Here is a 12297-nt window from a genome sequence, read left to right as displayed (position 1 = left end):
AATATTATGATTTGGAGCGATCACCAAAAAGGACATGAATAATAGTAGAGCAATTTAAAACACCAACTATATTATTATTTTCATCCAATACAGCTACCGGCTTTTGTTCACTAAGCACTGCTTCCGCAACAGTTTCAATAATTGCGTCTTTAGAAACCTGAAGTTCACTCAACTCTTCATCAGAGCTGCCAACAGGATCCATGACTGACTCAATCTTTAGAACTTTTTCTCTAGGAACTTCTTCAGTAAACTTACGAACATACTCAGTTGCTGGATTAAGAACAATATTAGCTGGGGTATCTAACTGCTCAATAATGCCATCTTTCATAATTGCGATTCGATCAGCGAGTCTTAATGCTTCATCGAAGTCATGAGTAACAAATAGAATTGTTTTGTTTAATACACCTTGTAATCTCAAAAATTCATCTTGCATTTCTTTTCGAATTAATGGGTCCAGGGCAGAGAATGGCTCATCTAAAAACCAAATATCTGGTTCAACCGCTAATGAGCGAGCAATTCCAACTCTTTGTTGCTGACCACCTGAAAGCTCTCTAGGAAAGTAATTTTCACGGCCTGTCAGACCAACAAGTTCAACCATTTCCATTGCTCGTTTCATACTATCATTAGTACTACTTCCTTTAACTTGTAATGGAAATGCAATGTTTTCTAGTACGGTTTTATGGGGTAGTAGTGCAAAGCTTTGAAACACCATTCCCATTTTATTTCTTCTAAGTTCGATAAGCTCTTTAGAATTAAGTGCAAGAAGATCCTCTCCATCAATATATATCTTTCCTGCTGTTGTATCAGTGAGTCTGGATATACATCTTAGTAGGGTTGATTTACCTGAGCCTGAAAGACCCATTACAACCAACATCTCACCTTCGTACACTTCAAATGAAGCACTATTTACACCAACAACGCAGCCGGCATCCTGGAATTCTTTGGCATCAACTTTACCATTAGCCTCTTGAAGTAGTTTTTTTGCATTTTCACCAAATATTTTGTAGACCGAGTCACACTTGATGACTGGTTGTTTGTTTTTAATATTCGTTTCTTTAGGTGGCATATAAATAGTCCAAAATTGATTTAAATCTCACAACTGTAGTATACAAAAAAATACCTTTGTTCTGAAAGTTATTAGTGGGTAATTCTATCTAAAGTTTTTCAAGGGCATAATAAATCTCCCCTAGCTGAGAAAGCCCAGGGGAGAGATTTAAAACATTAACAAACTCCTTAAAAAAATTAAGAAGTCTAAGCTATAGAAGCCTTATTTAAATGCTGAAACAACATCCTGATTAGCAGCAAGCCATGCAGATGCAGCATCTTGATGGCTCATGCCATCAACGTCAACAAGTGCGGCCATTTGACCAATATGAGTTGTTGAGAAAGACATCTTTGTGAAAGCTGTATATGCAGCAGGGTGTGTCTTAGGGAACTTATAGTTAGCTGCTTTTTTCAACCAACCTTTTGGAGATCCACAAGCACCATCACCACCATCAACTGTTCTACAACCATCATAGTACTCAGGGAATTCAATGAATGCAAATCCATCAGCATCAGTAAAGTTTGGAGTCCAGTTAAAGACGATTGTTCCACGGCCTTCTTTTTTAGCAGCAGCTAAATCAGCCCATAGTGCATCTGCACCACCAGCAAACTTAACCATATAGTCATCACCAAGACCTAACGCAGCAATACGCTCTGGCATAAGGTTACCATGCCAACTTTGTGGTCCTTCTAACCAACGACCTTTACCACCTGAGTCTGCAGTAACAAACACATCTTTACAGTCTTTAAGTGCTTCCCAGTTTGGAAGTCCAGGACATAGGTTTTCGTCCACAACCCATTGTGGAACACCCATTTCTTCAAGAGTCATTGCTTCATGGTTACCTGCATCAACAATTCCGCCTTTCTCCATTGCGTTATAAAAAGATGCACCAAATGCAGACTGCCATACTTCGTGTGAAATAGTTACGTCTCCATTACGGATCGCTTCATAAACTGCTTGAGAGTCAGCAGGAACATATTCTACATTGTTACCCATACTTTCAAAAATACCACCGATTACATAAGCCATAACAACTTGGCTTGACCAGTTATGAGTTGGAATGACAATTGGCTTCGAAGAGTCAGCTGCAAGAGCTTGACCCGATACAGAAGCTAAAGTCATCGTTAAAGCAGCAGCAGCTACCTTACTTGTAAACTTATTCATTTATTTCTCCTTTTATTGTTTAATCAAATATATTTAAGAAAATTATAGAAAAATCTCAAAAAATTCAACTTTAAAATGATTTTTTTAACAAATACTGCCTTAAAAACCATACTTACAGCTTTAGACTTAATTACTAATCTAAAACATTCTTTTGCCTGAAAATAACTACATTCTTACTCGAGTCTTTTCAGGATCATAAAACGGAAAGCGAACAATCTTTGCTGAAAGGCGCTTTTGATGTCCATCTAATTTTCCTACTTCAACATCGTTGCCAATTTCTGACTCTGATACTGAAATTCTACAAAGTGCAATATTCTTTTTTAATATTGGAGAGCGTGTTGCACTTGTTACTACTCCAACCTGTTGCTTTCCAATATACACCCCATCTCCATGGAGTGCAACCTCATTAGAAGTTAATTCTAACCCAACAAGAACTCTTTGTGGAGAATTCTTACGAAGAATTAATGCTTCTTTTCCAGAAAAATCTTCCTCTTTTGTTTTCAGTGGAACCGTAAATGCAATTCCCGCTTCAAATGGGTCAGTTTGATCGCAAAATTCATAGCCTGCAAAAATTAAACCTGCCTCTATTCTAAGCATATCAAGAGCATTTAATCCCAAAGGGCATATACCAAATTCCTCACCAGCCTCTGCAATTGAGTCCCACACAGATTCACAATCATTTGGATGAGCAAAAACTTCGTAACCAAGTTCGCCCGAATATCCTGTCCTAGAAACCATCACAGGGATCCCAAACTCACCGCCAATTCTACCAATCGTAAATCGAAACCATTTAAGGTCTTCAATCGTGGTTTGTAATTTAGGTATCCAAATAATTTTTGATAAAGTTTCGCGACTTTTAGGGCCCTGAACCGCAACATTGTGGAGCTGATCAGTTGAAGATTTAACTCTAACATCTAATCCACGATCCTCAGCAATTTTCCTGAGATGTTTGCCGCCATCATCTGAGCCACCAATCCATCGAAAGTTATTGTCATCAAGGCGGAATAAGGTTCCATCATCAATCATGCAGCCGTTGTCATAACACATCGCAGAATAAACAACTTGACCGACCGCTAGCTTGCGAACATCTTTGGTAATCGCATATTGCATTAGGACTTCAGCATCTTGGCCATAAACTTCAAACTTTCTTAGCGGTGCAAGGTCAATCATAGCGACCGCTTCACGGCACTGCCAATACTCTTTAATCGCACCTAAATTCTCATACTCGAGTGGGAGCCAGTAGCCGTTATAGTTATCAAAGTTTTTCGTTAATTTAGAGGTATTTTTATGAAAACCAGTTTCTTTAGTCATAGTCGGTATCGATTGTGGGTCAGGCCTAAAAGCCGTAGCCGATGGGAAAGTATTAGATTTATCATAGATCCTAACATGTATATCGGAAGGATTCCATCCATTTGCTGAAGTCGTGTCATCTGGACAAGCTGAGGAGACGCAAACAAGATCATTTACAGCCCTTAATAAAACGTAATCTCCGGGTCTAGACCAAGAGACATCAGATGTGAGTGAGTGGCACTCTTCTATCGCTGTATTAAAAAAGAGATTAACCGCTGCCCAGTTTCGTCTTGGCTTAACTCCATACTCTGCGAGAGATAAATTAAAGTTATCAGTGCAGCTTATATGACCGGGAAAACCTCGATCTTCATAATATTTAGCGTTACAGGCAAGGCCAAATGTATCGTGTCGACAGACTGTATCTTGAATGACTTCGACAAGTGGAACTGAGTTTTGATTATAAAACTTATCATGCGTTCCAGGTGCGGGGTAACTAGCGAGCATCTGAGACCTGGTTACGGTTGGGTCAAGACATAACTCTATATTATTATTTAAGTCGTCTTCAATAAAAGCTTGAAAGTCAGAGCACTGCTGCCCCTCAACGTCAATGACCTGGATGTATTCTCCTGCCTTTACTTTATAGGCAACTGCTGAACTATCTTTAACTCGAATTTCTTTTGTTATTTTTGCTAAAGGTTCTGGGAGGCGCTCTGATGGAATCGTCGGATTTGAACGAGAGACATTGATTAAAATTTCTGTGGGAGAATTCTGTTTATCTACTATCATTGGTCCACCTTTAGCATCAAATACGCACAAGGCATCATTTTTAATATTGAAAGATTGACGTGAATCAGCAGGATTTGATGCTGAAAAAAGCTCAGTACCATTTAGTTTTTTGGAATCAATTTGGTTATGCTTTAGAATTGCCCTGAGCATATCAGAGCATTCATCTGTGCTTATTTCAGATGCGTTACTTTTAGGTTTTGAATTCCAGCTTAAAGTTGACAATACTGATAATTTTTTAGAGTTAAAAGCAAGGACACTACACTGCTGATCTCCCTCCACATCGACTATTTCTACTGAATCACCACTCTTTAAGTCAATTGAAATTGCCTCACCACCAAGTATTTGGTAAGTTTCACAATCTCCATCATATTTAATATTAGAAACTCTCATTTAGGATAATAATTTAACAGATAATTTGAGTATACATAGAATAATTTATAGGTCAATTTGAAAATATTCATGCTTCGATGAAATGAATTACAAACTAAAAAATAGTTTATACGGCACTCCAGGGGGTGGAATGCCGAAAAACTAAGGAGTTAAGATTCAGAGCTTTGCTCCAAATTAACCCCTTTAGAAACCACTTACAGTAGTTAGAATTTACGGTAAGCGTTATTAAGGTCAACCATTGGGTGGTTTTCTGACATTTGAAACTTAACCAATAATTCACGAGCAATCATATCTCGCTCTTGCTGATTATTTGGAAGTTTTATATTGTCCGGAATAGTGACCCAACCATTAATATTTCTATCAAAAACAGCAGCTTGATCGCCCTCATAACCCATATGAATATCTTCTAACCAGTTAAGATCTTTCCAGCCCATTTTTTCAATATATTTTTGTAAAAAAGGCGTTATAAACTTAAGATCAGGAACAAGGTTTACATCATATCTATAACCGATATGCTGTCCAATCATTTGCTCGCGATCGGTATCTAAGCCGTCAGCACCAACTTCAAATGTTTCTTCATTTTTACTCATAATAACTCCTTATCTTAAAAACGTGTCATATCAGGACGGCCAACCGTGTGCTGTGAACCTGCAATAGGAACTTGTGCACAAGCTGAAGCCTCCATAGTAAGCGCAGCTAAATCTTCTGGCTCTAATGAGTGAATATTTGTCTTGCCACAGGCACGAGCCATCATTTGTGTCTCGATTGCTAGTGTATGTAAGAAGTTGTATACACGCTCTGATGCTTCATCCGGATCTAGACGCTTTCTAAGCTCAGGATCTTGAGTTGCCACACCAACCGGACAGCGCCCAGTATGACAATGATAACATTCACCAGCTTTAACGCCCATTTCAGCTTCAAAATCAGCCTCAGGAATATCTCTATTACAGTTAAGCGCCATAAGCGATGAGTGACCAATCGCAACCGCGTCAGCACCAAGTGCAACTGCTTTAGCAACGTCACCACCATTTCGAATACCACCAGCATAAACTAAAGAAATTCTGCCGCTCATGCCAACATCATCAATTGCTCTTCGAGCTTGTCGAATTGCTGCAATTCCTGGAATTCCAGTTTCTTCTGTTGCAATATGGGGTCCAGCAGCAGTTCCTCCTTCCATACCATCAATATAAATACTATCACAACCAGTTTTAGCAGCCATTCGAACATCATCGTATACACGCGCTGCACCAAGTTTTAGCTGAATTGGAATCTGACCATCTGTCGCCTCACGAATTTCTTCAATTTTAAGCGCCAAATCATCTGGTCCAAGCCAGTCTGGATGTCTCGCAGGAGAGCGCTGATCAATACCAGCAGGTAAAGAACGCATTTCAGCAACTTGGTCTGTAACTTTTTGACCCATTAGGTGTCCACCTAATCCGACCTTACAACCTTGACCAATAAAAAACTCAACACTATCAGCTAGACGTAAATGTTGTGGATTAAAGCCATAACGAGACTGGATACACTGATAAAACCATTTACTTGAGTAGCGCCTCTCATCTGGAATCATTCCGCCTTCACCAGAACAAGTAGCTGTTCCTGCCATCGTAGCGCCTCGAGCTAGAGCAGTTTTAGCCTCATAACTCAACGCACCAAAACTCATTCCTGTAATATATATAGGAATGTCGAGCTCTAATGGTCTTGGAGCCTCTGGCCCAATAATTGTTTTAGTTAAACATTTTTCTCTATAACCCTCAATAACAAAACGGGTTAATGTTCCTGGCATAAATGTTAAATCGTCCCATGTTGGAATTTTTTTAAATAGAGAGAATCCTCTCATTCTATATCTTCCCAAATCAGACTTAATGTGAATATCATCCATCACTGCTTTAGGGAAGATAAAACTTTTACCTAGTCTATGTTTTTCCGAATCACTCATAATATTTCCTTTTGTTTAATTTGTTAAAAGCACTATTAAAGAATTAGTTTTTTCTCATTAGGCTCTAAGTTAGCGTAGTTCCATAGCATTTTTCCAGAAACATGCTTCTGCATTTTCTCAACGCCTCTAGGACTCTTCATGCCATAAAGGGCTAATTTCTCTGTTAAGTAGCGAACGTCAAGCTCTGTCATATCAGCCTGAACACAGTCCACTCCAAGCTCTTCAACTTCACCGCCAACATAAATAGTGCCGTCATACATTGAGTCACCTAAGTTCATTCCAGCATCACCCAAAACAATCATACGACCACGCTGCATCATGAATCCAGAAAACGCGCCTGTCTTACCGCCAACAATAATTGTACCGCCCTTCTGATCAATACCAGTACGAGCGCCAACACTGCCTTTACAGACAAGATCGCCTCCACGAATAGCAGCGCCAAAAGTTGAGCCAGCATTTTTATCAATAACAACAGTTCCAGCCATCATATTTTCTGCACATGACCAACCAACACGACCTTTAATATGAACATTAGGTCCATCAATCAAGCCGCAACCAAAATAGCCTAAACTATCTGAGAAAGTTAAGTTAAGTCTGTTTAGAATACCAACACCAACACCATGCCTTGACATAGGATTATCAACAGTAATGTCACCAATACCTTTTTCCATTAATTCTCTGATTTCACGATTAATCTCTCTTGGCGTCATTTCAAGTGCATCAATCGTAGCAGTCTTGCTAGTATCAACATCAAATGAGTGAAAATATGTTAAATTTTCACTTTCATCAACAGAGAAGAATTTTTTCTGAGTTCTTCCTTTTAATTGCTCATCGTGAAGTCCCATTTCTTGGGACGTTTCCTTCCTTAGTTCTGCCATACTTTTACCTCTCCGTGATATGGGTCAAATGTATCAATACGATGATCAAATAGAGTTCTAATTGCAACCTCTTCAGAAGCTAACGCAATCATATCTTCGCCTTCGTATACAACCATTGGTTTAGCAGCCATAACATCCTTGGCCATACCAAGTTGATCTTTTGTTGCAACCAAATAAGTGAAAACGCCATCAAGGTAGTCTATTGAGCCTTTCATAGCAGTTTCTAAATCGTCACCTTGACTCATTCTGTCTGCAAGATAAACAGCAATGAGTTCTGAGTCACAGTTCGATGAAAAACGGTGGCCAGAGCGCTCAAGTGAACGTCTATTTGTCCAATAGTTTGTGAGCTGTCCATTATGAACAACTGCAACGTCACTAAAAGGATAGGCCCAGTAAGGATGAGCAGAGCGAATATCTACGTCAGACTCTGTCGCCATTCTGGTGTGTCCAATTCCGTGAGTGCCATTAAAGTCATTTAAGCCGTACTGGTTAGAAACAACCGATGCATCTCCTAAATCTTTTACTAATTCAAGTGAGTTACCGATAGATAAAATCTCAACGCCTTCAACATCTTCAACGAAGTCGGCAACTTTTTTCATGTCGCCTGAGAACTCTACTTCATAACGATGGGCATACTCAGTTGGACTTTCTTTCTTGACGACTTTAACACCTAACTCAGTAAGTCTTGAGTTGACTGTCTCCAAGCGATCTCTGATAGTAGCATGAATATCATAGCTACCTTCAAGATCAGCAGCTTCAGCAACTTTAAATCTTAATATTTGATTTCCATTACCTTTACCATACATTGCATATCCAGTTGAGTCTGGACCTCTGTGCTTTAAAGCCTGTAGCATTGATGTCATTTGCTGACCAATGTTTACGCCTTTTCCAGCTTTTTTATGAATAATTCCCGCTATACCGCACATAAAATAATCTCCCTTTTCCCGAAAAATTGCCCACCTTTAAGTGGGCACTCTAAAACAACCTTAAGAACACTTAGCCCTATGGTAAGCAATCTATATAAGTCTCTAAATCCCAATCTGTAACTGTTGCATTAAATTTTTCCCATTCATCTGTCTTATAATGATGAAAAACTTTGTACATTTCATTAGGCATCGATGATTTAATTACTTCATCATTTTCTAGCTCATTTAATGCCTCACCTAAGGACATAGGAAGCTTCGTAACTTGCTTTCCTGCCTCCATCGCTGCATAGATATTGCGCTCTTCAGGCTCACCAGCATCTAGATTATTATCAATACCGTCACCCATCGCCATTAATAGCGCTGATCCCATTAAGTAAGGATTAACCATTGAGTCCACAGAGCGGTATTCAAAACGACCTGGCGCAGAAACGCGAAGTGCACATGTACGGTTTTGATAACCCCAATCTGCAAAAATTGGCGCCCAAAAACCAGTATCCCAAAGACGGCGATAAGAATTCACTGTAGAAGAGCCAATTGAAGTTAGTGCGGGTAAATGCTTAATAACACCACCGATTGACTGAAGGCCAATTGGACCAGGCATCTTTTCATCAATTGAAGGATCAGGCATAAATGTGTTCTTTCCGCCCTCTTTATACATAAAGTTCCCAGGCATTCCTGGAAGCTCTCCTTCACCAGCAATTTCTGGATGGAATACATCTTTTCCGCCTTCCCATAAAGACATGTTATGGTGACAACCGGATGCAGATACTCCCATAAAAGGTTTACTCATGAAGCAAGCAATTAAACCAAACTCACGCGCAACTTGTGCGCAAATTTGACGATAAGTCGTCAATCGATCCGCATTTCTTAATACATCATCAAACTGGGTATTAAGCTCTAACTGTCCCGGGGCATCTTCGTGGTCACCTTGAATAATGTCAAGACCCATTTGCTCTGAGTATTCTATAACTTTCATAAAGACAGGGCGTAACTCTTCAAACTGGTCAATGTGATAACAGTTCGGCTTTGTTACTCCACCGTTCGGCTGACCATCTTCACCGCGCTTTAGCCACATCATTTCTGGCTCCGTGCCGCAGCGCATATCTAACCCATACTGATCTTGGAATTCTTTATGTTGTCTATATAAGTTACCACGACAATCTGACGTTAACGCTTCGCCTGGTCTTTCACGCTCTTCACGGTTTCTATAAAGTCTACAAAAAACACGCGCAACTCTTTTGTCCCATGGAAGCTGACAAAAAGTGTCAGGATCTGGAAGGCCAACAAGCTCTGAGGATTCTGGACCGTAACCAATGTAATCACCGTGACGGTCTACGAATAAGTTGGCTGTTGAGCCATATACTAGTTGAAATCCTTTTTCAGCTAATCTCTCCCAATGGCGGGCAGGAATACCTTTACCTACAATGCGTCCTGTAACTGAAACAAATTGATAATATACATATGTAACGCCCAATGCTTCGATCTTAGCCTTGACTTCTTTTACAAGTTTGTCGCGACCGGGCTCGTTAACGTGCTGTTCTAAATCTGTCATTTAATCTCTCCGAAAAAATAAAAAAAATCTCTATTAAAGATTTACCCCCTATGCATGTTTTTATTTTGATTCGTATGATATAAACCAAAACAGAAACACTAATGAATTTGCTGCCGTTTTAGTAATAGAGGTCAAATAAATTACTATATAAATGACTCTTTTTGACTCCAAATAGATGGAGTAACAGCAAATTAAAGTTTGAGTATACGCCTAATGATATTCCATTGTCAAGAAATATTATTGATTTTAAAGAAATATAATAAAGTGTTGATTTTCTTCTAAATAATTACAGAAAAACAAGAAAAAAGTTTTAGTTTAGAAGGGGTTTAGGGAAGGATAATTTTAGAAAAAGAAAGTTTAAATTATTAAAACTTAAAGCCAACTTAATCAGAATTGTTTGAGCAAATAACCGTTAGAAATTGACACTCATCACTAATGATTTTTTTAGGGCCATGAGGCTTATCTGAATCAAAGTATATGGAGTCACCCTTCTGGAAGTGATATATCTCAGTTCCATAGTAATAATCCATTTCACCTTTGAGCATATAAATAAACTCAACCCCTTTATGCTGAAAGTCAGGAAAATCATAATCTCTTGAAGTTACCGTAATGAGGCAAGGCTCTACTTTAAGAGAGCCGCTCACGTTGTGACCGAGCAATTGGTAGTGCCTACTCTCATCTGATCCTGCTCTCTCAATTGTTAAACCATTACCTGACTTAATAAAAGTTGGCTCTACGTCTTTATCATGCTGTTTAAATAGCGACGTAATTGAAATATTAAGGGCGTGACAGATCAGCTGAATTGTTTTTAAAGAAGCGCTAATTTGACCATTCTCAATTTTTGAGAGCATACTGGCAGATAATAGTGACTGCTTTGAGAGTTGCTGCAAAGTAACGCCAGCATTTTTTCGTGAGATCCTAACTTGCTTTCCAATCGAAGCCTCTAGTTGTTTATCGGTTCCAAAACTGGGAAGATTTTTGTTTACTATGGAGACGCTTTGTTCTTTTTGCGAAGTATTTTTAATTGAAGCCATGAATTAATAATTTACTTAGAATAAATAAAATTACACTATAAAGAAAATTATCTTATCACAAAAATAACTAATTAATTAAATGAATTGTTGCTTTTAAGACCTTGAGCGTCTACTTCTGCGCTCTTTAGTGGGTTTTGAATCATCACCTTCAAAGATCGCTCTGGAGCCATTTGACATAACTCCAACCCGCCTTTCAATTTCAGCTAAAGTTGGAGGCGCATTTACTTGATGCTGATCCATTGCTTTACGCATTGCCCGAACATGCGCATACGTTGTTCCGCAGCAGCCACCAATAATTTTTGCGCCAGAGTTCATTGCAATTTGAACATACTCAGCCATTAATTCCTCTGTTCCAGAATAAAGAATTTTTCCATCATGAAACTGAGGGATGCCGCAGTTTGCTTTTGAAATTACAACCGTACCGGATTCCACATTTCGAGATATGTCATTAATTGTTGCTAACAAATCTGGCGCTCCAACACCGCAATTTGCCCCAAACCCTGCAAGGTTAAGCTCTTTTGCTCTTAGAGCAAGATTTGCAGGAGTAATGCCCATCATAGTTTTACCTGCAGTATCAAAGCTCATAGTCGCGCAGACTGGTAAGCCAATATCTTTAACAGCATCAAGAGCAGCCTCCAACTCTTCCATTGAGTACATAGTTTCCAGCCATAAAACGTCAACGCCTCCTTCAGCGAGACCTTCAGCTTGAGCTTTAAAAGCGCCAATTGCCTCAGCAGAGGTCATTAAGCCGTGAGGCTCAATCATTTCACCTGTTGGCCCCATTGATCCTGCAACAATGACTAAGCGATCTGCACGATCGGCGACCTCTCTTGCAACAGTCCCGGCAGCTTTATTTAATTCAAACACTCTGCTTTCAAGATTGTGGAGTTTGAGGCGAAAAGAAGTGCCACCGAAACTATTGGTTAAAAATAAATCAGAGCCTGCATCAACAAAGCCTTGATGAAGGGAACGAATTCTGTCTCTATAATCTAAATTCCAAGGCTCAGGTGGGTCTCCAGTCTCGAGCCCCATTTCAAATAAGTTCGTACCCGTTGCGCCATCTGCAAGGATATGTTCTTTGTCTTGAAGAATTTTTAAAAAATTGTTCATTAAGCTAATTAGAAGAATTATTAATGATAGTTCTTTGAAGATTTTAGGTCGGATTAACCAATGCCTTAAATAATTTCAATTTTAAGAAATTCAATCTAGATTAATCATCATTCTTGTAACAATATTCTATTAATAACTCATCCATTAGAAAAAAATTTTAAATGTAAATTAGAATTCATTTTG

10 protein-coding genes are annotated in these 12297 nt (G+C 39.0%); all 10 read right to left on the bottom strand.

Annotated elements, in window-relative coordinates; all coding sequences use genetic code 11:
* Positions 1–4: 4 nt before the first annotated feature.
* A complete protein-coding gene (locus tag ABXT49_RS03475) occupies positions 5–1066 on the bottom strand; it encodes a quaternary amine ABC transporter ATP-binding protein (protein ID WP_416653227.1) in 1062 nt (353 codons plus the stop codon).
* Between the two features lie 201 nt (positions 1067–1267).
* Positions 1268–2209 carry an ABC transporter substrate-binding protein gene (locus tag ABXT49_RS03470; protein ID WP_416653225.1) on the bottom strand — a complete coding sequence of 314 codons (942 nt, stop codon included), beginning with the start codon at positions 2207–2209 and terminating at the stop codon, positions 1268–1270.
* Positions 2210–2374: 165 nt separating this feature from the next.
* Positions 2375–4675, bottom strand: a complete 2301-nt coding sequence (locus ABXT49_RS03465; RefSeq protein ID WP_416653222.1) for a DUF1989 domain-containing protein — start codon at positions 4673–4675, stop codon at positions 2375–2377.
* A gap of 203 nt (positions 4676–4878) precedes the next feature.
* Positions 4879–5265: a hypothetical protein gene (locus ABXT49_RS03460; RefSeq protein WP_416653220.1), complete on the bottom strand. Its 387-nt coding sequence runs from the start codon at positions 5263–5265 to the stop codon at positions 4879–4881.
* A gap of 14 nt (positions 5266–5279) precedes the next feature.
* Positions 5280–6614, bottom strand: a complete 1335-nt coding sequence (locus ABXT49_RS03455) for an FMN-binding glutamate synthase family protein (RefSeq protein ID WP_416653217.1) — start codon at positions 6612–6614, stop codon at positions 5280–5282.
* Between the two features lie 35 nt (positions 6615–6649).
* Complete coding sequence (locus ABXT49_RS03450) at positions 6650–7492, bottom strand: GXGXG motif-containing protein (protein ID WP_416653214.1); 843 nt, start codon at positions 7490–7492, stop codon at positions 6650–6652.
* Positions 7480–8418, bottom strand: coding sequence for a glutamine amidotransferase (locus ABXT49_RS03445; RefSeq protein WP_416653211.1), 939 nt, complete (start codon positions 8416–8418; stop codon positions 7480–7482). The genes ABXT49_RS03450 and ABXT49_RS03445 overlap by 13 nt, the downstream gene beginning before the upstream one ends.
* A gap of 76 nt (positions 8419–8494) precedes the next feature.
* A complete protein-coding gene (locus tag ABXT49_RS03440; RefSeq protein ID WP_416653209.1) occupies positions 8495–9970 on the bottom strand; it encodes a glutamine synthetase family protein in 1476 nt (491 codons plus the stop codon).
* A gap of 383 nt (positions 9971–10353) precedes the next feature.
* Positions 10354–11004 (bottom strand): helix-turn-helix domain-containing protein, encoded by a 651-nt coding sequence (locus ABXT49_RS03435; RefSeq protein WP_416653206.1) that lies wholly within the window; start codon positions 11002–11004, stop codon positions 10354–10356.
* Positions 11005–11097: 93 nt separating this feature from the next.
* A complete protein-coding gene (gene bmt, locus ABXT49_RS03430; RefSeq protein WP_416653205.1) occupies positions 11098–12114 on the bottom strand; it encodes a betaine--homocysteine S-methyltransferase in 1017 nt (338 codons plus the stop codon).
* Positions 12115–12297: the final 183 nt, after the last annotated feature.

Source organism: Candidatus Pseudothioglobus sp. Uisw_086, from assembly GCF_048085745.1.
Classification (GTDB): domain Bacteria; phylum Pseudomonadota; class Gammaproteobacteria; order PS1; family Pseudothioglobaceae; genus Pseudothioglobus.
Note: the sequence above shows the minus strand (reverse complement) of the source record. Positions and strands in the feature narration are given on the sequence as shown.

What these genes read in the sequence shown, in the direction of transcription:
- ABXT49_RS03475 (WP_416653227.1), bottom strand. Translation starts at nt 1,066, where the DNA reads ATGCCACCTAAAGAAACGAATATTAAAAACAAACAACCAGTCATCAAG.
- ABXT49_RS03470 (WP_416653225.1), bottom strand. Translation starts at nt 2,209, where the DNA reads ATGAATAAGTTTACAAGTAAGGTAGCTGCTGCTGCTTTAACGATGACT.
- ABXT49_RS03465 (WP_416653222.1), bottom strand. Translation starts at nt 4,675, where the DNA reads ATGAGAGTTTCTAATATTAAATATGATGGAGATTGTGAAACTTACCAA.
- ABXT49_RS03460 (WP_416653220.1), bottom strand. Translation starts at nt 5,265, where the DNA reads ATGAGTAAAAATGAAGAAACATTTGAAGTTGGTGCTGACGGCTTAGAT.
- ABXT49_RS03455 (WP_416653217.1), bottom strand. Translation starts at nt 6,614, where the DNA reads ATGAGTGATTCGGAAAAACATAGACTAGGTAAAAGTTTTATCTTCCCT.
- ABXT49_RS03450 (WP_416653214.1), bottom strand. Translation starts at nt 7,492, where the DNA reads ATGGCAGAACTAAGGAAGGAAACGTCCCAAGAAATGGGACTTCACGAT.
- ABXT49_RS03445 (WP_416653211.1), bottom strand. Translation starts at nt 8,418, where the DNA reads ATGTGCGGTATAGCGGGAATTATTCATAAAAAAGCTGGAAAAGGCGTA.
- ABXT49_RS03440 (WP_416653209.1), bottom strand. Translation starts at nt 9,970, where the DNA reads ATGACAGATTTAGAACAGCACGTTAACGAGCCCGGTCGCGACAAACTT.
- ABXT49_RS03435 (WP_416653206.1), bottom strand. Translation starts at nt 11,004, where the DNA reads ATGGCTTCAATTAAAAATACTTCGCAAAAAGAACAAAGCGTCTCCATA.
- bmt (WP_416653205.1), bottom strand. Translation starts at nt 12,114, where the DNA reads ATGAACAATTTTTTAAAAATTCTTCAAGACAAAGAACATATCCTTGCA.